Annotated in this window: 21 protein-coding genes and 1 pseudogene; 8 read left to right on the top strand and 14 right to left on the bottom strand. The window is 32.1% G+C overall.

Annotated features, from left to right (window positions below; all coding sequences use genetic code 11):
- Positions 1-7: 7 nt before the first annotated feature.
- Positions 8-1,000, bottom strand: a complete 993-nt coding sequence (locus tag MKX82_RS29665; RefSeq protein ID WP_000418884.1) for a helix-turn-helix domain-containing protein — start codon at positions 998-1,000, stop codon at positions 8-10.
- 402 nt (positions 1,001-1,402) lie between these two features.
- On the opposite strand from MKX82_RS29665, the gene MKX82_RS29670 reads away from it, so the two are divergent.
- Positions 1,403-2,551, top strand: a complete 1,149-nt coding sequence (locus MKX82_RS29670; protein WP_000566232.1) for a tyrosine-type recombinase/integrase — start codon at positions 1,403-1,405, stop codon at positions 2,549-2,551.
- A 710-nt stretch (positions 2,552-3,261) separates the two neighbouring features.
- On the opposite strand, the gene MKX82_RS29675 is transcribed toward MKX82_RS29670, so the two are convergent.
- From MKX82_RS29675 to MKX82_RS29705, 7 genes are all read right to left on the bottom strand, one after another.
- The gene (locus tag MKX82_RS29675) at positions 3,262-3,441 is read right to left on the bottom strand and encodes a hypothetical protein (protein WP_341082273.1); all 180 of its coding nucleotides are present in this window, start codon (positions 3,439-3,441) and stop codon (positions 3,262-3,264) included.
- A gap of 95 nt (positions 3,442-3,536) precedes the next feature.
- Complete coding sequence (locus MKX82_RS29680; RefSeq protein WP_000442224.1) at positions 3,537-3,836, bottom strand: hypothetical protein; 300 nt, start codon at positions 3,834-3,836, stop codon at positions 3,537-3,539.
- A gap of 84 nt (positions 3,837-3,920) precedes the next feature.
- Positions 3,921-4,415 (bottom strand): hypothetical protein, encoded by a 495-nt coding sequence (locus tag MKX82_RS29685; RefSeq protein ID WP_002170402.1) that lies wholly within the window; start codon positions 4,413-4,415, stop codon positions 3,921-3,923.
- Positions 4,416-4,429: 14 nt separating this feature from the next.
- Positions 4,430-5,125 carry a hypothetical protein gene (locus MKX82_RS29690; protein WP_161799219.1) on the bottom strand — a complete coding sequence of 232 codons (696 nt, stop codon included), beginning with the start codon at positions 5,123-5,125 and terminating at the stop codon, positions 4,430-4,432.
- Positions 5,126-5,395: 270 nt separating this feature from the next.
- On the bottom strand, positions 5,396-6,127 hold the full coding sequence (locus MKX82_RS29695; RefSeq protein ID WP_001040756.1) for an alpha/beta fold hydrolase: 732 nt from the start codon (positions 6,125-6,127) through the stop codon (positions 5,396-5,398).
- An 84-nt stretch (positions 6,128-6,211) separates the two neighbouring features.
- On the bottom strand, positions 6,212-6,442 hold the full coding sequence (locus MKX82_RS29700; RefSeq protein WP_000974627.1) for a helix-turn-helix domain-containing protein: 231 nt from the start codon (positions 6,440-6,442) through the stop codon (positions 6,212-6,214).
- 9 nt (positions 6,443-6,451) lie between these two features.
- On the bottom strand, positions 6,452-6,928 hold the full coding sequence (locus MKX82_RS29705) for a DUF2975 domain-containing protein (RefSeq protein ID WP_000820334.1): 477 nt from the start codon (positions 6,926-6,928) through the stop codon (positions 6,452-6,454).
- 392 nt (positions 6,929-7,320) lie between these two features.
- Between MKX82_RS29705 and MKX82_RS29710 the strand changes: the two genes are divergently transcribed.
- The 6 genes and pseudogenes from MKX82_RS29710 (at position 7,321) to MKX82_RS29735 (ending at position 14,829) form a co-directional block, all read left to right on the top strand.
- The gene (locus tag MKX82_RS29710) at positions 7,321-7,947 is read left to right on the top strand and encodes a recombinase family protein (protein ID WP_000690663.1); all 627 of its coding nucleotides are present in this window, start codon (positions 7,321-7,323) and stop codon (positions 7,945-7,947) included.
- Between the two features lie 2 nt (positions 7,948-7,949).
- Positions 7,950-10,997 (top strand): Tn3 family transposase, encoded by a 3,048-nt coding sequence (locus MKX82_RS29715; protein ID WP_012477907.1) that lies wholly within the window; start codon positions 7,950-7,952, stop codon positions 10,995-10,997.
- Between the two features lie 80 nt (positions 10,998-11,077).
- Positions 11,078-11,842, top strand: a pseudogene (locus MKX82_RS29720) (Mu transposase C-terminal domain-containing protein); the annotation flags it as partial.
- Complete coding sequence (locus MKX82_RS29725; protein ID WP_127738743.1) at positions 11,835-12,644, top strand: AAA family ATPase; 810 nt, start codon at positions 11,835-11,837, stop codon at positions 12,642-12,644. The pseudogene MKX82_RS29720 and the gene MKX82_RS29725, both read left to right, overlap by 8 nt.
- 295 nt (positions 12,645-12,939) lie before the next feature.
- A complete protein-coding gene (locus MKX82_RS29730) occupies positions 12,940-14,106 on the top strand; it encodes a YaaC family protein (RefSeq protein ID WP_182102338.1) in 1,167 nt (388 codons plus the stop codon).
- 120 nt (positions 14,107-14,226) lie between these two features.
- Complete coding sequence (locus tag MKX82_RS29735; protein ID WP_182102339.1) at positions 14,227-14,829, top strand: recombinase family protein; 603 nt, start codon at positions 14,227-14,229, stop codon at positions 14,827-14,829.
- A 69-nt stretch (positions 14,830-14,898) separates the two neighbouring features.
- Here the strand turns inward: MKX82_RS29735 and MKX82_RS29740 are convergent, their stop codons facing one another.
- The 4 genes from MKX82_RS29740 to MKX82_RS29755 form a co-directional block, all read right to left on the bottom strand.
- The gene (locus MKX82_RS29740; RefSeq protein ID WP_182102340.1) at positions 14,899-15,651 is read right to left on the bottom strand and encodes an adenylate/guanylate cyclase domain-containing protein; all 753 of its coding nucleotides are present in this window, start codon (positions 15,649-15,651) and stop codon (positions 14,899-14,901) included.
- A gap of 139 nt (positions 15,652-15,790) precedes the next feature.
- Complete coding sequence (locus MKX82_RS29745; RefSeq protein WP_341082277.1) at positions 15,791-16,546, bottom strand: adenylate cyclase; 756 nt, start codon at positions 16,544-16,546, stop codon at positions 15,791-15,793.
- A gap of 2 nt (positions 16,547-16,548) precedes the next feature.
- Positions 16,549-17,112 carry a Pycsar system effector family protein gene (locus MKX82_RS29750; RefSeq protein ID WP_182102342.1) on the bottom strand — a complete coding sequence of 188 codons (564 nt, stop codon included), beginning with the start codon at positions 17,110-17,112 and terminating at the stop codon, positions 16,549-16,551.
- A gap of 250 nt (positions 17,113-17,362) precedes the next feature.
- Positions 17,363-17,836, bottom strand: coding sequence for a hypothetical protein (locus tag MKX82_RS29755; RefSeq protein WP_182102343.1), 474 nt, complete (start codon positions 17,834-17,836; stop codon positions 17,363-17,365).
- Positions 17,837-18,278: 442 nt separating this feature from the next.
- On the opposite strand from MKX82_RS29755, the gene MKX82_RS29760 reads away from it, so the two are divergent.
- Positions 18,279-19,085: a hypothetical protein gene (locus MKX82_RS29760; protein ID WP_182102344.1), complete on the top strand. Its 807-nt coding sequence runs from the start codon at positions 18,279-18,281 to the stop codon at positions 19,083-19,085.
- A 289-nt stretch (positions 19,086-19,374) separates the two neighbouring features.
- On the opposite strand, the gene MKX82_RS29765 is transcribed toward MKX82_RS29760, so the two are convergent.
- Together MKX82_RS29765 and MKX82_RS29770 are read right to left on the bottom strand one after the other, a co-directional pair.
- The gene (locus tag MKX82_RS29765) at positions 19,375-20,085 is read right to left on the bottom strand and encodes a restriction endonuclease (RefSeq protein ID WP_259347137.1); all 711 of its coding nucleotides are present in this window, start codon (positions 20,083-20,085) and stop codon (positions 19,375-19,377) included.
- Between the two features lie 83 nt (positions 20,086-20,168).
- Complete coding sequence (locus MKX82_RS29770; RefSeq protein WP_259347138.1) at positions 20,169-21,206, bottom strand: hypothetical protein; 1,038 nt, start codon at positions 21,204-21,206, stop codon at positions 20,169-20,171.
- Positions 21,207-21,208 lie beyond the last annotated feature (2 nt).

A 21,208-nucleotide genomic window follows, 5' to 3' on the forward strand; every position in this document is an offset into this window, starting at 1 on the left:
TTTCTCTCTAGGATTCTCCCATCTGTAGAGCTTGTTGAATAACCTGCTCTACCCACTGGCTCATGGTAAGATTCTTTTTTTCTGCTAATTGCTTTGCCTCATCCAACATATTGATTGGCAACTCTAAATTCGTTTTGCGATAAGCACTTCGAACAATAAATAACCCCTCTGCAATCTCAACCGTTCCCTCTTTTATAAAAGGAATAAGCTGGTCCAAGTTAAAAGAAATAGAATGTTGAAGAGATATTTCCCCAGCCTTCATCGAAATATATACACCCTGCTCCTGTTCCCGAATCCCTACATTTTCAATTCCCCAAGATTCATATAAAAAATCAATAAACGGATATAAAATATCCTCCCCTTTTGGAATCTCGATATAAACGTAACCTTTATAATCTAGTGCATCTTTATGGATTTCATAACAAGGTTCCAACCCATATTTTTCAATTCCTTCATTAAATTCCACCCATTTTTGATAGTACGGAAGATAAAATCCCCAATTTAACTCCTCATCTTTCATTACTCTCGCAACTCTACTATCTTGAGATTGGAAATACTGAAAAAGTGCAATGTCATAGTTAGAATCATAATATTCATTTTTCCGGATACGTTCAGATTCCAAGGACTGAAACAAATCTTTTACCTCCAGGAACGCTTCTTCTGAGATGACATAATTCGTTCTTTCATCACCGAAAGGTACCTCCACAGCTTTAATAGTTCCATCCTTGATATATTTATAGACACTTTGAACAGATAAACCCAACTGTTTGGCCACTTCTGAAGGTCGCATACCTGTTGGATATTGCTCCCTCTCACTGGCTAATCGATCCACTTCCTCTTTATAGTATCGAGCTTCTCGATGTAGCCGATGAGGATCTGCCATTTTTCTAATTTTATTTTGTTTGGCATAATGGTAAACTGTTGCCTTTGAAACCCCTAACCGTTCAGCCACTTGTTTTTGTGTATACCATTCATTGATCTCCGACCTTCCCAATTCCACGGCAAAATCCCCCTTCCATGTTTAATTAATACTTTTTACCCTACATATATATTTTTTCTTTATCTTAAATAATAATAAAAGCAATAAATAGTTATTATTAAGTTATAATTATTAGATATCTACTAACAATATAAATTAAACTATATATTTTTACATACTTAATTAAGTTTATTCTAAATTATATATAATTAAACATCAATAAATATATAGATAATAATAAAATCTAATAATATATATATTTAATCTTATATAAACAAAGGGAACATTTTTTTATGTTAATAAGAATATATATGTAATTTAATATTTGTTATAATTTAATTAACTGATTATATTAATGGAAATTAATAAATTTATTCTTAATAGATAATATGATTAAATAGATAAAAAGAAGGTGAATTAAATATGATTGATTTAATATTGAATAATAAAAACCTTCAAGTAAGTGAATGGAAAAAGAAGATTCAAGATAGTTCTTCCATTCATCTTTTACAAGAGCGATTGGATCTGGCGGAAAAAAATCAGGAAAAGCGATTTGCGGATTTTTCTGATGTAGAAATGATTCAGTGGTTTTTATATCGGAAGGAACATTTGAATCGGCAGCATGACAAATCCACGAGAACGATCAAAGAATATGAACGGGAACTCACACAATTTGTAGAACAGCTAGTTCAGTATTCTAAAGAAATTGATATCGATATGGACTATATAATAGAAGGTTCTTTATTCAAATCACTTTCCCCACGCCATATTAGAAGATACCAAGAATGGCTAGCAGAAAGAAGCCCGTATGTACAAAAGAATGGATCGTACTCCCCAGCAACCTTGGCCAGAAAAACAACGATTATTAAAAACTTTCTGCAGTTCATGTACGAAGTGGAGTATATTCATGAACCGTTGCATAACGGGTTATTTACGGCAACGGTAAGAAAAGATGATCGGCCTAATCGTGACCTTGGACCGCAAGAAGTAATGCAGCTGCTTGATCATTTTCGTAAAATCAATCATCCTGTAGCCTTTGCAATCATTCATATTCTGACCACGACTGGTTTGAGAAATGAGGAGTTCTGTAAGTTAAAGGTAGGAGATCTCGAATATGATTCAATTACCAACAGCTATCATCTGAACGTTTTAGGAAAGGGAAACAAACGGAGACAGATTCCTTTAAAGGAAAAAACCTTGAATAGTATTCATATATTTCGGAATGCTCGGGGACTTGAGGATGTATCGGTTGCGGATAAGAAGAGGCCATTAGTGACAACTAATACTGGTAAGGCCTATACACCATCTTATTTATCCCAGTACTTAACCAAAATGATAAAGGAAACCAACCTTCCTTTTCTTTTACATCGTTCATCACCTGTTGGACCGCATACTTTTCGTCATGCCTTTGCGATCATCTCTCATAAAAGTGGGGTGGATATTTATCAGATTATGCGCTCCCTCGGGCACGACAAAATTGAAACAACTATGATTTATTTAGAAAAGATTTTTGAAAAGGAACGACATGCAATTCATGGTTGGAATTCTAAAGTATTTGGGGAGTATATATAATTGAAGGAACTCGGAAAAAATGTGTAGTGATATTAAAAATTTTAATTCTTACACCCTCAAACAAACATAATCCCATAAAAGAATTAGGACGGGATTGAAATATAATTGTTGTATAATTTTTGTTTTAAATGTTTCTAAACACTTAATAATAGAACAATAAATATCGTTAAAGTCAAAAGGTTATTCCACGATTGGGCCTTTTAATGAAGATCTTAATGTAAAAGAAATCAATACTTCAAACCCCTACTTCTAATTATGCTAACGCTTTTGCGCCTGCCTGCCGGATCTCGGGAAACTTACAATAGAATTTTTAATAATCGTAGGGAAACGTTAATAAAACGTTCATATATGAGATATCGATTGTAACTGTTTATAAAGTATGATAAACGAGTATACATATTAATTTAGGACCGGGAGCTGAAGCGATGAATGAAAAAGTAGGTCTCATGTTAGAAAATAAGTGGCTCGAAGAAAATCAAATCGAGATAAATCTGATGTACGCTATATAACTATAGTGAGTCGATTTTAATCAGTAGCCCCAAAAATGTGAAAAGGGATATCCCGTTATCGTTTTATCGTCTTTGCTACAATGCCAACGAGAATGCTTGCTTTATCGATTACAAAATAAGGGAAGAAACGTTTAGCAACCGTAGGGAAGTAAAGAGGTTTATAAAAACAATGCATAAAGTTATAGAAAGAGGCTCGACGTCTTAACGTCGGGCTTTGTTTCGGATTCCTTCATTGAAATGTGGATCATTTAATTCTTCATTACTAGACATAGCAATTACTCTATACGATGAATTAGTCAACATAATCGCATTGTCTAGAAGCTTGGAAGCCATATCAATAACATGGAGAAAGGGAAAGACAATCCATTTAGGGTGCATCAATGTTGCCTTCCCCCTTTGATTCGTTATAAACAAAAAAACTATCTATTTCTGGATAATTCTAAAGTAAAATAGCTATGAAAGACGTCATCAATACACTAATTGTCTGCAACAGTTGTTCCCCTATAATAATTTAACTCTTCTTGTAAAGAATCAATTTCTTGTTGCATTTTTTCAAGACATTTTTCACAAACGTCACCAATAGGTACGCTATCCAGTCCTTCTGTTTCTCTTTCATTTAAATAAGAACCTGTAAAATTCATTGAATGATCACATATCACTGGAAATTCTTTTGCATGATTTCCAACACTCTTTATATGCCATTTAGGAACTCTCCTTCTTCTAGAATCCTCTTCTCTAATTAATTGGATTAATTGGTACTTCCAACGTCTTTCCATACTTTTAATCCTCCCGTATAAATAAAATTTTGTATTTTGATCGTCTATTTTTCCGCAAATACCCAAACTTAAATAATTTTTCCTTTACTTTTTAGAATTTCTATAAAACCCTTTTGTTGCTAAAACAAAAGGTGGCATGATATTCTTAAATAAGCGAATTTTCTTTGACGTTTTTAAAAACGTCTTTTTTTCTGTAATTTCATCTTTATTATTTTTTTCTATAGTCTGTTCTATCTCATATTTTTCTGTCTCTAACCCTAACCAATAATTCATATTTTTCATTACATAGTCGAAGTTGCCAATTTCCCTTGCTAAGAATGCAATCCAAATAATTATTGAACCAATATGTTCATCTGAAATATCTAAACAAAGATTTTTACATAAAAATGAACGATGATGTAAATAGCCAAATTCATCGTAATGAGTCTGAATCACCTTTATATAACGATCCTCACCGCCACGTTTATATATCCGACCCTCGTAGAACACCTTATCCCCCTGTTTATAAATATACGAACTTCCTCCAACATACTGAAACCCCAAGCCTTTTAACAAAGGTGTAATTCTCACTTTAATCAAATGTCATCACACCTTTATTCGAAATTCAGTTCCAATTCTTCTCTGCAAGCAATTTCGTTCCAAGCCTTTTCAACTTGTTCTTCGACATACGAAGAAAGGTTATTTTCACGAATTATGTTTATAATTTCTCTATATTTAGTTGGATTCCAACGATAAACTAAATTTAAATACTCAGTAGGATCATCGTCATATTTGAAAAAATATCTCTGAAAAACTTCTGCAATAACATTTTCATAGTCATTATCTTTATTGATTTCGTACTCGTACTCAATTTCCTCAAAGATTCCATGTTTTATTAGCCATTCCATAAAATCCTTGTACTGTCCCGCTAAGGGGGTAATCACTTCATTCCCTGATAGAATGTCAGTGGTATTGCGATAAGTTTGAATATCTGTAATGCATTCAAATTCATATAGTAAATATGCTTTGGAATCTATTACACTCATTGGAACAATTCCCTTTGGGGTTTCTAAAAATCTCACATCTCCAAATTCACTAATTATAACCTGAATCGCTGTCCCCTTATCTGTGGAATTCAGTCTTATTGAATTGAAACATGCCTCACGTAAAACTTTTTTTAGTTCATCTATATCTTCTCTGAATTTTTTATTGATTACTTTAAGCATCCTAGGCCTCATTCCTTGCCCGCCCCGTAATAATTTCTTAACCACTTCCTCCATTACTTCTTTTACTGATTCGTTTTTTTGCATTGCATACATTTGTAATCTTCGATGTAATTCTTCATGGGTGTTTTTGCCCATCCCCTCGAAAAGGTGGATTAAGGGATCTCCCTAAAAACAAATCCCCGTTAAAAGGCGCTTCCTTATGCAAGAATAGCGCCATTTAATGGAATAACTAAATTCTGACCTCTTCCATAAAATTACTTAATAAACTAACGCACCCCGATAGCGAGTATTTGGGTTGGGAGAAAATCGTATTAAACTGAGGGAGTTTAAGGTTTAAGTATTATCCTCCACAATTTAATTTTTAAAAATGTCAATTAGCTTTTTTATCGCACTAACTACTACTTCTGGTTCATCATTTTGTATAAAATGAGCACTGTTTTCAGCAATCACCAATTCACCATCTGAGGATATTTCAAGAATCTCTCTCTGCATGTCATTCCATAACTCTTGTGATTCCTTTGAATAATGAGCTTTCTTACCAGCTGAAAGAACAATTAATGGGACATTTAATTTAAGTCTGGTTTCTTTTAATTGCTTTAGACTTTCCATAAATTCATCATAATTGCCTTCATAAACAAATTGCTTGTTGTATGCTTGTTGAAAATCTTGTGACATCGTTGGGAGAAATCTTTCTCTGTAATCTTCAGGCGTAGAGTCAACTAAGACAAGTCCGCAAACTTCATTATGATATTCAGTTGCATATATCCGCATATTAACTCCACCAAATGAGTGACCAACTAATATGTACGGAGGTTTAATATTGGCTTCAATAAGAAGTTCCTTCAATTCTTTTACCATCTCACGGCTGGTTCTGGGGTTTGAACTTGTTTCACTTTTCCCAAGTCCTGCTCTATCATAAATTAGAACATTAGAGAGCATTGAAATATCCCCAATTACTGAATCCCAAGCCTTGGAAAAGTCTCCATATCCAGCGTCCATTATTATTGTTGGTTTTCCATTATTTTCCCCTATCAATTTAGCATATAGTTTACAATCACTTATTTGCACAAACATTTCTTTAGCCATTTAGTCCATTCCTCTCTTTTAGCCAACTATCATTAGTTAAAATTCAACAATTTTATGACATTCCTTCTTAATGTGTTTAAACTATCAAATGGTTGATTCTTGATTGTCAATGTCACTTTGATATTCAAGAATATCCCCAGGTTGACAGTCCAATGCCTTACAAATAGCTTCTAAAGTTGATAATCGAATCGCTTTAGCCTTTCCATTTTTCAAAATAGAAAGGTTAGCCATTGTGATTCCAACTCTTTCAGATAGTTCTGTTACACTCATTTTTCTTTTAGCTAACATCACATCGATATTGATTATAATTGCCACTGTTTCACCTCAGACCGTAAAATCATTTTCTGATTTTATATCTAAAACGTTTTTTAATAATTTCTGAAGAACCGCAGTGAAGACTGCAATAACAACAGAAGTAAAAATAATTGTTAATCCGATAATTGCTATTCCTGGGTGTAAGGCGTTTTGAGACATAAGAACGATGGTCCCTATCAAATATAAGATACTGATTGTAATTGCACAGTATTTTATATATTTCAAAACCTTTACAGACAATTCCGAAAAAGCATTGTTATTTTCAATGTAGTTTAAAAGTTTTAAAGCTTGATACAGAGCAAGGAAAAATGGTATCACAGTTACATACAAACCGATTAATACAGGATATTGCAAAAAAGCAAACTCCGGAAACATTTCTGCCGTATCATTTGCTAACCAAGGCAACCAAAATATACACAAGGCGAGTACCGTAATCCCAATAAGAAAAACAGCTATCTTTAAAAAAACAGTTGTTCCTCGTTTCATAAAAATGCACCTCACTTATTTATCGTTTTACAATAAATCATTATCCATATGCAATATATTATTGTTTTTTTTAAACAACCCCTTTTATTCTTATTTTTAGACTAAAATAAAAAGCATTCATCATTATAAAATACTTCACAATCCTTAGCTATTTAATTTATCTCTTGTTCAACTAAATGGTCCGTACGTGGAGCAAAAATTCCACACTCAATTCTTTGGGTTCTTTTTTGTTTATAAAGGTGTACTTTTAAAACCTGTCTAATAAAGGGTGGTTCTTGCGTTTATAAATCTATGAAAATATTTTTATAAACGTTTACTAAAATCGTCATACCTTTAGAAACTAAATATAGTAAAATAGTAGAAGAAAATATATCTTCTGGAGGAAGTTCATTGTGAAGATCGGTTATGTTCGCGTTTCATCTACAGATCAGAATGAAGAACGTCAAATCAAAAAAATGTTAGCTTTAGGCATCGAAGAGCGAATGATCTTTGTTGATAAACAAAGTGGAAAAGACTTTAATCGCCCCAGCTACCAGACGATGAAGCGTATCCTGCGGAAAGGGGATCTCCTTTATCTGGATGCCCTAGATCGATTGGGGAGGGATTACGAAGGGATTATCTATGAATGGAAACACATTACAAGGAACATTCAAGCAGATATTGTCGTGTTGGAAAACGAAACGTTATTTGATAGTCGTAAATATAGAGAGATGGGAGATATCGGAAAGTTAATGGAAGATCAGTTTCTAAACCTTCTCTCTTATGTGGCCGAACAAGAACGAAAAAAAATCAAACAGCGCCAAGCCGAAGGCATAGCGCTCGCCAAATCTCAAGGTAGACATTTGGGACGACCAAAGCTTAATTTACGGACCCTTTCCCATGAACAGCGCCAATTATTAGATTCTCACTATCCGAAGTGGAAAAATAAAGAGATCACGGGCGTTGAGTTCATGTGTTTACTTGGGTTGAAAAAGAACTCATTTTATAAAGTAGTCAGGGAATTTGAGATTGGAATATGAATATGGAGAATAATACAACTACCCAAAAACGGTTGAGGATTCTTAGCGAAGATGAAGTAAAGATCATTTATGACAGACCAGGTTTCTCATACGAAGATCGCTGTTCTTATTTTTCTCTTTCACAGCCAGAGAAAGAGCTGCTACACACATTGCGTTCTGTCAAATCTAAGGCTTATTTCGTTTTACAACTGGGTTATTTCAAAGCCAGACAACTATTTTTTACATTTGACCTCCATGAGGTAGAAGAGGATCTTCAATATATTCTGAAGGAACATTTCAACAACAGTCAAATTGATGACTTGAGTTCAATTGATAAGTCCACTAGGTTAAAACAACAACAATTGATTCTTAAATTATTTAACTACCACAGTTGCGGTGCCGAAGAACGGCGTAAGATGGAGGAAAAAGCTCAAAAGTCTGCGGCGTTTTGTGGTAAGCCGATTTACATCTTTCGAGAAATCATGAATTATTTGTCTGAAAACTGCATTGTTGTTCCTGGCTATAGTTTTATGCAAGATATGACAGGACAGGCAATAACCCATGAGCAAAACCGATTAATTTCATTGATGCAGGATCATCTAAAACAGAATGATATGGAATCCTTAGATCGATTACTTGAAGATTCTTCAGGGCTGTATGAAATAACACTACTGAAACACGAACCGAAAGACTTTAGCGCCACTGAAATAAAGCTTGAAATGAATCGTGGTAAACAAATACAGCATTTATATTACCTTGCTCAAGAACTGTTACCAAAGTTAGGTATTTCCAACGAAAGCATCAAGTACTATGCTTCATTAGTAAGTTACTACTCTGTCTACAAGCTCAAACGGCTGAATGTATGGATTGTTTATGTCTATTTGTTATGTTTTGTATCCCATCGTTATCAACGGATGCATGACAACCTGATCAATACCCTCATATATAGTGTAAGGGGGTATGCAGATGAAGCTAAATTAGCAGCAAAAGAACGAGTTTACGAGTGCTATACAGAGAGTAATCAAGACATCAAAAAAGCAGGGGAACTGCTTAAAATATTCACTGATGATCATATTCCTGCCAATACTCCCTTTAGGGATATTCAAGACCGTGCATTTACTATTTTGGAACGTCAGAAACTGGAATCCGTAGCCAAACAGATTACTACAAATATAAAATATGATGAAACTGCCTTCCAATGGGAACATATTGGTCAGCAGGCACGACGATTTAAACGTTATTTAAGACCTATATTTTTGCAGGTTGATTTCGTAGCTCCTTCACCAAATGATCCATTAATTAAAGCAGTGAATTTTATGAAAACTGCTTTTAATAAGAATAAAGCGTTAGGACAATATCACTCAGATGATTTGCCAAATGGTTTCATATCCGATGGTGTGAAGCGTTATATCTATGAACAAAAAACAATTTTAGCAGATCGATATGAATTTTTAGTCTATCGCCTCCTACGCAACCGTTTGGAAGCAGGAGATATTTTTTGTCGTGATAGTATCCGATTTCGCAGTTTTGAGGATGACCTGATCAATGATCGTCAATGGGAACAGAAAGAAATGTTGATCGCTGACACTGGTCTGACGATTTTCAACCAACCCATTCATAGTCATTTAGTGGAGCTTGAGAAGCGATTAGAAGATCGCATTACTAAAGTTAACCAGAGTATTTCATCTGGGAAAAATGAGCATCTTCAAATCAAAAAACGGGGTTCACATACCCGATGGACATTACCTTATACTCGTGACACAGAATCTATTAATCACTCATTCTACGATACATTAAAGCAAATAGACATTAGGAGTGTCTTGCATTTTGTTCAACAGCACTGTCAATTCCTTGACTCATTTGAGCACATCTTGGGACGTTATGCCAAACAGAATAAAGACAATCGAATTCTTGTCGCCTGTCTGATTGCTTGGGGAACCAACATGGGGTTAGGGAGAATGGGGGAAATTTCTGATATTAGCTATCCGTTACTGGCTGCCACATCTGATAACTTTATTCGTCTGGAGACTTTAAAAGAAGCGAATGATTGTATCAGTAATGCAATAGCCAAACTCCCAATCTTTAAACATTATGACATTGGGGAGACGATTCATTCTAGTAGTGACGGGCAGAAAGTTGAGACTCGAATCAATACCATTAATTCCCGTCATTCACCTAAATACTTTGGTCTTGGTAAAGGGATTGTTTCCTACACAATGGTAGCCAACCATATCCCTGTTAATGCTCGAATTATTGGGGCCAATGAGCATGAAAGTCATTATGTATTTGATATTTTATTTAACAACACAACTGATATTCAGCCTGATGTGCATTCCACGGATACACATGGAACCAATGAAGTGAATTTTGCTATCCTGAACTTTTTTGGTTATCAGTTTGCGCCTCGCTACAAGGATATTCACGATAAGGTCAACAAATCTCTTTACGGATTCAAACATCCAAGCCAATATGGAGATAACCTGATCAAGCCAGTTCGAAAGATTAATACGAATCTTATTATAGAGGAATGGGAAAATATTCAACGAATTATGTTATCCCTTGCAGTTAAAACAACCACACAAAGCATTATTATTGGTAAGCTAAGCGCTTATGCACGGAAGAACAAAACCAAACGTGCTTTATGGGAGTACGATAACATCATAAGAAGTCTATATTTTTTGGATTATATTGATTCTCCCCCTTTACGCCGGAATGTTCAAAAGGCATTAAATCGAGGGGAAAGTTATCATAAATTACGCAAAGCAGTATCCTTTGCCAATTTTGGAAAATTACGTTTCAAAAATGAAAATGATCAACATATTTGGGGCGAATGCAGTCGCTTACTCTCCAATTGCATTATTTATTACAATGCCAGTATTTTATCTAATATGTTGGCTTACAGAGAAACAAAGGCTCTAGATTCGGATGTTATGAAAAAAATATCCCCAGTTGCATGGCAACATATTAACTTCTATGGAAGATACGAGTTTAATATACAACAAGAGTCTGTTGATTTGGATGCAATTATTCAAGAATTAGCCCAATTAAACGTAATATCGGAAACAGAGTAAGCGATGTTTAAGGAGTACTTCCCTAATCTTTCAGTGAGGTACTCCTTATTCCACCTTTTCGGGGGGATGGGCAAAAACACCCAATATGTGGCATCCCAGAAAAATTCTACACAGATCACGGAAGTGATTTTACCTCTAAACATTTAGAACAGGTAGCAATTGATTTGAAAATTAACTTAGTCTTTTCGACTGTAGGTGTTCCTAGAGGACGAGGGAAAATTGAAAGGTTTTTTCTAACGGTAAATCAATTGTTTTTGCAAGATTTACCTGGTTATTTAGGTAATCAAACCACCCAGTCCCTTCTCACAATTAAAGAACTTGATGAAAAATTTTCAACATTCCTTATATATAAGTATCACCATAGGATTCATGGCACAACAAAAAAGGAACCAATACATTCTTGGAATAGTTCAGGATTTCTACCTAATATGCCAGAAAGCTTAGAAACTTTGGATTTATTATTATTAAACGTAGCAAAACCAAGAAAAGTGCATTCTGATGGTATCCATTTTCAAGGCATGAGATATATAGATACTAATTTAGCTGCGTACGTTGGTGAAACTGTGATTATTCGTTACAATCCAAGAGATATTGCAGAAATTAGAGTATTTTATCAGGATAAATACATATGTACTGCCATTTCTCCTGAAATCTCTGATTATACCGTAGATCTTAAAGAAATTGTTTCTGCCCGAAATAAAGTAAGAAAAACTTTAAAGAAACAACTAGAACCTAGAAAATCTGTTATAGAAGAAGTTAGAGATTCCAAACAAGAAGAATATACAATTCGTCCAGATAGACCTGATAAAAAGAAGTCAAAACTAAAGAGGTATCTAAATGAATAAGGAGCAAAAATTTATTGAAACAAAAGAATATAAACGTTTTACAGAATTTTGCGATGCTTGTATCAAATATAAATATATAGGTATTTGTTATGGGGTTCCAGGTGTCGGAAAAACCTTATCTTCAAGGTATTATACAAATTGGGATAATATAGAGAAGCAAATAGCTTATAAAAAAGCAGATGAAATTCCTTTAAAAACGGATGGAGCAATTCTTGAGGCCAACACAATTTTTTATACAGCTCCAGCAGTCCGATCTACTAAAATGACTGACAATATCAATACTTTAGGATTTAGAATAAATATGTCAAAGGCGATGTATAAACTACATACTACGGGCGAAGAAGAATATTATTCAGATTCCTATAAAGATATAGATTTAATCATTGTCGATGAAATTGACCGATTAAAACTGCAAAGTTTAGAACAACTTAGGGATATTTATGATCAAAACAACGTAGCAATGATATTAATTGGAATGCCAGGAATTGAAAAACGATTAGCTCGTTATCCTCAACTATACTCTAGAATTGGTTTTGCTCATGAGTTTGACAAACTAAGTAAAGATGAAGCTCATCATATACTTGAGTATAAATGGGAAGAGCTTGGACTTTCTATAAAACTTGAAGATTTTTCTGATTATGAAGCCATAAGCAACATCATAAAGATAACAGGAGGGAACTTTAGGCTTATACAAAGACTATTTACACAGATAGAGAGAATTCTTGAAATTAATAAACTTACTACTATAACTACAGATGTTGTTGAAGCCGCAAGAGATAGTTTAGTTATTGGAATTAAATAATAGTAAAAAAGCTATCCTTTATTATGGATAGCTTTTTGTATTTAATGAAAAATAACTATTAAAATAAGTGAAAAATAAAACCAAAATTTACAAGTTATGATAAAATCAAGCTAGAAAATGTTCAATCAGGGTTGTTCAAAATGGTTTGTGTGAATTCGCTAGTTTGGATGAAAGAAGTTTAATATATTTAATGATTCAGAATACCGAACGGAAAATTCAGTACAAAACAGGTTAGCTATTATATAATAAGGAATTATCTGTAATGGATTATAATATTTTTTGGAGGAATACCCATTTGAGAAAAAGTGAACGAATAGTCGCTGAAAATCCGCAAGAGATGATTTGGCTTAGATTCAATCGATTAAAAAGTTTAAAAATGTGTGAATCCTTAATGAGGGAAAAAAATCTCAACTTATCAGAGAAACAAAAGTTGGAAGATGATTTAATTAAAAAAAAATCGGTCGGACTTTCTTCTGCGATTGAAAGTGCATTAGGTTTTTGGAACTCAAGTTCTGAAAGTCTAAATGCAAAAGTATTATCTCGATACTATGCTTTGCTTCAATTGACTATTGCTGAGCAAGTTAGCTCTGTAGAAAATAAAGACGATTTGGAAAAAATCCAAAGACATACAGAATTTGGCCATGGTTTAGGTATTATTAGAAACTTAAAAGATAGTTTCCCAAAAAACTTTTTTGTTTTTATATTAAGATCAGGACATTTCTATTCTTTTTCAAAATCATTAGGCTTAAATATTAAAGATATTAGCTTTGAACGAAGACCAAGGGACTACAATCCGATAGAAAATAAAGAAAATCTTATTTCACTATTAGATCTTTTTAGATGTGTGCCTGAATTACAACCAGTGATCAATGATTACTTAAACGAATTACCCTTATCCTTTCAAATATCCTACAATAATTCTAAAAAAAGGATAGAAGCTAGAAATAAAGCTGTGCTAGAAGATGCTACTAGTAAAGAAAATCAATCTGTACCTAAAGAAAAAACAACTTATATTTCACTCTTCCCTGAATCTGAAGAAATAACCCTAGAATATCTAAATGGATTAAACCTTCCGATAAAGAATATTGAAGAAGATAGGGGTTTAATTGATGAGAGAATTTTTGTTGGAGAATTTACTCACTCTGCGGAAGGATACTGGCAACAATATATGGATACATATAAATCGTCACATTCAGGAACTTCAATCATAGTACCAATTTTAAATAAGATAAGTGATCCAATATTAATCCATCTAATGATTCTATATAGTCTTAGTATAATAGTAAGGTATCTTCCAGATATTTGGTATGAAATTTCTTCAGGAGAGCTTGATCACATAGGTTCCTTAATTGAGTATTACTTATCAATTGTAGACAAAGTTATACCGTTAGAAATGCTAAAACGTATAACCGAAAGAGACATAGACATTTCAATGCCAGGGAGTCTGTTTGGTCCAGTTTAAAGGTAGATAATAAATATATATTGAAGAAAGGCGTAATGCCTTTCTTCAATAAGATTACTTCCTCTAAGTTTCATCCCCCCTATAGAGAACATTTTATTATTTATAAAGGATTGGTTATAAATGATCTTTGGATATGCAAGGGTTAGTTCTATAGAACAAAACTTAGACCGACAAATAAAAGAGCTGCAAGACTATGGCTGCGAGCGAATTTACTCTGAAAAAGCTTCTGGAAAAGACTTTAGCAGACCCATATTTCTAGAAATGCGTTCTAAAATGCGTTTTGGTGATGTACTGGTAGTACATGACCTAACTCGATTCGGTAGAAATAAAAAGGAAATAATGAATGAATGGAAAAAATTAATTGATGATGAAATAGATATTGTGGTTTTAAATATGCCTATTTTAGATACAAGAAAATATAAGGAATTAGAAGGAATTGGACAATTAGTTTCTGATATTGTTTTATCTTTATTATCATGGATGGCGGAAGAAGACCGTCGTAGAATCCGAACAGCTCAAAGAGAAGGTATTGAAATTGCTAAATCTAAGGGAGTTTATACAGGCGGCAAAAAAAAATATCACAAAGAAGCTAAAGGTAAAGATAAAATTATATACGATGAAATTGTACGTTTAATCCAGGCTGGTGAAAGTGTGCAAAATATCCATAAAACAGTTGGAGTAGCAAGAAATACTATATACACTATAAAAAAAGAGTTAGGTTAAAGCAAAGGGATTGTTCCATATTCGGGACAATCCCTTAAAAAAATTTTAGTTCTCCTACACTTAATTATCTTAATCTTTCATACCGTCATTTATCCAGCTATTAAAGTCTCCTATTACTATATTTCCATGATAATAAGTACCATAGTTTTCATCAGAATCTTTTTCCCACCAATCTGCTGCATCTGGTTTAGTATCTTTTTGTTTATCTATATAGTTTATATAGAACGTTTCAGACATAACAATAGGTTTAATGCTGTTTTTATTGCCTAAGTCTGATAATTTAGCTGCTTTAGCTACAGACTCACCTATCCATACCAAATTATGAATACCAGAAGACTTTCTCCCTGCTTTCACTGCTAGGGTTTTTTTACATGCAAGTCCAATACCAGCTGAAATTTCCGGCAAATTACGATTACTTAACAACTTATTTAACATCTCTATGTATGTATTAATATAGAAGGCTCTTTTAGCAATGTCATAGATTTCATCTTTAGTTGTAGTTGAATATACAGCAAAGACACAATCTCCTCTTATCCCTATTTCCTTTAAATGATCATCAGTATCTAATCTCAATATTTCAATTATTTCAGAAGTAAAGCCTCTAATCACTTTAGCTATTTCTAAGTCATTATCTCCTGAGAAAAGAGTAGTTGAATCCCGTAAATCTACAAAAATTGCTCCTGCCCATGCTTTGTAAGCATTTGAATAGGTGAAACTATCATTACTTGGAAACTTTTCCACTTCGTTTACACTATTCGTATTATCTAAAATCTCTTCAACCTTTTTCTTGCGTTCTTTATAATCATAGGTGTTAAAATTCATTATTTAAATCTCCTTTAATTTTATTAAAAACATATCAATAGAAAAAAATTACTTATCAAGTACTCCAAGATAATATATCCATAAAAATTATAGCTAAATAAAGGGCCTTATTTTTACAAGGCCCTTCATAGGTAGTGAATTATTCATTCATTCCATCTTTTATCCAATTATTAAAATCTGTTTTAATTACATTACCATGATAATAAGTACCATAGTTTTCATCAGTATCCATAGCCCACCAATCTTTAGCGTTTTTATTAGTTTCCTCTTGTTTACTGATATAATTATTATAAAATATGTTTGACATTACGATAGGATCATTACCATCTTTATTGCCTAAGTCTGATAGTTTGGCCGCTTTAGCAACAGACTCGCCTATCCATACCAAATTGTGAATACCAGAAGACTTTCTCCCTGCTTTCACTGCTAGGGTAGGTTTACATGCAAGGCCAATACCAGCAGTAATTTTCGGTAAATTACGATTACTTAATAACTTATTTAACATTTTCATGTAGGTATTTATATGAAAGGCTCTATTAGCAATATCAAAGATGTCTTTCTTTTTTGGTGTTGAATATACTGCATAGACACAATCACCTCTTATACCTATTTCCTTTAGTTGATCATCAGTATCTACTCTTAATATTTCAATGATTTCGGAAGTAAAGCCTCTAATCACTTTAGCTATCTCTAAGTCATTATCCCCTGAGAATAGTGTAGTTGAATCCCGTAAATCCACAAAAATAGCTCCTGCCCATGCCTTGTAAGCATTTGTATAGGTGAAACTATCATCATTACTTGGAAACTTTTCCACTTCGTTTACACTATCCGTATTATCTAGAATCTCTTCAACCTTTTTCTTGCGTTCTTTATAATCATAGGTTTTAAATTCCACTTTCAAAAGCCCCCTAATTGTATAAGCACTAGGCCAATTAAATATAAAATAACCAATGAAGAAATACCTATGATTGAAAGTTTCATTCCTTTTCTTGAATAATTATATTTATATGTACATATTTTCGCATTAACATAAATTTGTGACAAAATGTCTTCTTTTTCATCTTCTTTAGTTGCAGTTAACATATTGTCCCTAAATTCCCTGTACTTGGTTTTAGCAATAGGTTCAAAGAAATATAAAGAATCAGATGGTCTCCCATCATTTTCGACCGTCTCTTTGCTTAATCTAGGAATTAATACTTTTGTCAAACAATAAATGCCATACATTAGAGATAAAACAGATAAGAATAATAGTAAAAGATATAAGAAATTAGAAAAATCTATATTTTTTATAGAACGAACTAATATAGTCTTAAAAGTTTTAGTGATAAAATCTGTAGTGAAAAAGGTTATAAAAATACCTATTCCAGCTAGTACAATTGAAGACTTAGTATCACAAGCTCGAATCCATTCTAAAAGACGATCGAGTCTATTTAGTAAATTATCTCTATCTAGTTGATCCATAATGAATGCTCCTCTTCCATAAAAAAAGGAACGTTAATTCGTCCCCATTCTCATTCTTAATTAAGAATTATTATATTAATTATAACATCTCCATTGCATAAGTACAATATATTGATAGTTTATGAATATTAATATCTATATATTGTGTTTATTTTTAACGTAATTCCAATATTAGGTTTAATTATAAAATATAGGTTTAATTAGTTTAATAGTAATACTCTAATAACTTTTATATCATTTTTCATTTCTATTATTTTTTTATTTGTTTAATGCTTAATATTGATTTTTCCTGTAATGGAAAAATGACTTCTTGTTCTTTTTTGATAGCTGGTGTGACAATATCTCTTCCCTCAAATTTTTTCACAGCTTCTATATATCCAATAAAGCTAATTGCAGGATTATCTTTTGTTGCTTCTGCTGTAATTATTGTATGAGAAAACAATGGATTGAACCAGTAAAAGTCTTTAAATTCTTCAGCTAATGTCCATGACACATAATGGTTATCAAGATCCACTTTATTAAGGCCTACATGAACTCTTTTTATTTTCCCTGTATATAGCAAACCTTTTGCATACTCATTTATCTCTTTATCTTCACTGTTCTCCCAATAACGAATATTTTGTATTACCTGCTTCCAACACTTATCATATTTATCTAAATTACTTCTACGACTTCCTTCTTTAGTATGATTTATCCACTCTTTAAACAATTCTTCTAAATTCATTTTTAACTCCTTATTTTTTATACATACAATTATACTCTCTTGAATAATTTAATTGCTCTTATTTCCATAAATCTGCAATTTATAATATTATTTGATTGCGTAGAATTTCATTAAGATGTAATTTAAAAAAGAGTAATGCATATAGCGATACTCTCCCCGTAGATTAGGGCATGACCCAATCCTTCCGATGGTATATCTAGTTTTATGCTTTAAATTAGAAATTATGTATGCTGTTAAATAATAACCTTTAAGGAATTTCTCTTTATTTTATTTAAAGATTAGAAACCAAAACATAGCCTAACAACAACCTTAATCTAAGGATTAATTACACAATTAAAAAATACATATTTCTGAAAATAAGCCGATATATACCTTATAAACACAATTTTTACATATATATAACTGAGATGTATTTAATGTTAATTAAAAAAGGAGAGAACTCATGATAAAGAAAATCCAATCAATAGTTGAAAATATCTTTACAACAGCTGACCAAAAACGTCTTATTTTAAAAACTTCAGAGAAACATAATGATGCGAAAAATATATTAAATAGAACTCTAAATGAAGTTAGTCTTTTCTATAGAATTGAAAACTTTTACTCATTTGAGGAAAAAAATAATGATAAAGGAGATTTAATTGAGTACATATTTTCTGAATACATTGGAGAAAATATTGATCTCCTAAACAAATCATTCAGAAAAAATGAAGGTACACTTTTTTTAGTTGATGAAGAGATTAAGAAGAAAATAAACAAAAAATTCCGCTACAAAAAACTATCCCACATCTCTCTAAGAAATGAGAGTACAATAAATCAATGTCCTGATTTTATCTATGAAGTCGCTGGTAATTCAATTTGGGTTAATTTAAAGGAAATTAGAACCAGCGAAGAAGAAGAAGAACATACTAATAATCTAGAAATCTTATATAAAAGTCTATTTCAGACAAAAGAAATTACCATTGATATTAACTTTGAGCAATACAATATTACAACATCAGAAAAAACTTATTCTTTAAATCATTTTCGATTAGAAAGAAATTCATTCCATTTAGTATTAGAAGATAGAGATACTAAGCAACTAATAACTCATACATTTGAAAAAATGCAATCGATAGCATATCAACATAATGATAAGAACATGAAGTTTTGGTTGTATATGGATGAAGGTACCTATAGATTTTTCATCCCAATTAATAATGATAAATTAAATAATATACCTATCGATCCAATTATATATAAAATATTTTAAAAAGAAAAAACATGGGGAAGTTTTTACTATCTCCATGTTTTTTTATAATTCAAGTTTTCCCTCTTCTTTTTCTTCTAAATATACGAATTAGAATTCTAATAATAAATACTATAACTGCGACTATAAATAACAATTGCATAGGACCCAAATCACCATTTGCCGCATGATTAACTACATTTCCAACTACATAATTATAAATAAACAAAAAGGATATTAAAACAATTGCATACTTAATAAAATTCCATGCCATTTTCTTTAACATTATTTTTCCTTTCTATTATAAAAGAGTTTATAACTTTTTAGTGTTCTTGCATCTTGGGTAGTTAGAACATCCGTAAAACCTGCCATACGTTCCTTTTTTAACTACCAAATCCCCACCACATTCTTTACATTTCTTACTCTTAGGAGTAACAGTATTTAAGATCTGTCCTGTTGATATTAAAGCGTTAGGATTCATTATTAATATAAGTTTTATTAACTCTTCTCGTCCAATTAACTTTACATCAAGGGAACTAGCTAAATTTATGGCTTGTTTCGTAAAAGAATTATTAGTTACTACCCATGCTTTATTTGCCCTATAAAATCCTTTAGCTGCTGTTATCTCTTGTATAGCCTTTAAACCCACTGGTTTAGAGTGTCGTTTAGCCTGAACGGCTATAACTTCTCCGTCTCTTTTAAGTATTAAATCAGCACCGTAATCGCCCCTGGACTTAGTGACTTGAGAAGTATATCCATTACTCTTGAACAATTCATTTAAATAATATTCAAATTGGAATCCATCCATTTGATCAATGTCACTGATTCCACTATTTTTTAAACGATTTATCTTTTTCCTATTCAATAGAAACAAAATAAAAATTATAAACACTAATATAGTAGCAGCTACCATAATTACGGCTGTTAATGAGTTAGTAATCATATATGTACACATACTGAAGGACAAGATTATTATCGCATAAAAAGATTCTAAATTGTTTTTCTTGCTTGATCTTTTGGCCATTATATTTCACCTCATAAATAAAAGATGTCTTTTTATTTAAAAAGACATCTTCATTAGAATATTCATCTTATCCATATAAATAATCAGATAGTAACTTCTCGTGTAAAATATGCTGTACTTTGTGCAGAGTAATTATTTGAGTTATCAAATAATTCTTTATTGCTGTTCAGTATATCCATGAATTCACTTTCAGAAATTTCTTCTGATTCTAATACCCCTTTGTCTATGTCTTTCCAGTATGAATCAATTTCCCATTTCACTTTATATCCACTTTCTTTTAGTAAGGGAACATTAGGTTTGAATTTTATTATGCTTTTATTATCGAAAGAGCAACTCACTAAATCTGATAAACAACACGAATTACCGTTATTAAACTGAAGATACTGTTCAATTAGTTCTTCAGATTCAAATAGCTTTTCATTTCCTTCTTCATCATAAACTTTGAATAACAAATCGAAGCTCATAGCACCTATATAATTATTTTTATATATAAATGATTTCTTTGGTAATAAAATGTTATCATAACCAAGTCGATACTTTTTAAGTTTTTTTGGCTCTTTATTATCGCTCTTTTCAATTCTTTTCTCCATTGCCTCTTTGCGCTTATTATCAAGTGATTTTTCAATACCTTCATAAAAATAAGGAAGAATGTCTACTTCCTCAATTATAAATTTGTTAATTTTTGTAGATCTATTCCCTTCAAAAAATTGATAATAATCATTGATTTTTTCAATCACGCTTTCGCTTAAAACTTCAGTTAAATTCCCATACTCTAACCATTCTACAAACTCTAAATAAAAAGGGTTTTCTTCCTCATTATTGTGTATTACATACCTTTCATTTATATCATCTGAAGACACTTTAATTACAAATGGTGTAATCACATTACCATAATTTCCTGTATTCAATTCCTTTGCAATTTCTTCATCATATTCAAATGTAAATAAAACATTAATATTGTCAGTATAATCATCAGTATTATTTAAGTCTCCAAACATTTCTTCAAAGCATGGGTGACATACATATAAATATAATCCCTCAAGAGCTTCGACTTTTTTTGCAGCTAGTGGTACACTCTTAGTTTTGTCAGTTAAAAGCGAACAGTGATCACATAGTATCATTA

The sequence above is a fragment of the Niallia sp. FSL R7-0271 genome, assembly GCF_038005785.1.
GTDB lineage: Bacteria > Bacillota > Bacilli > Bacillales > Cytobacillaceae > Niallia.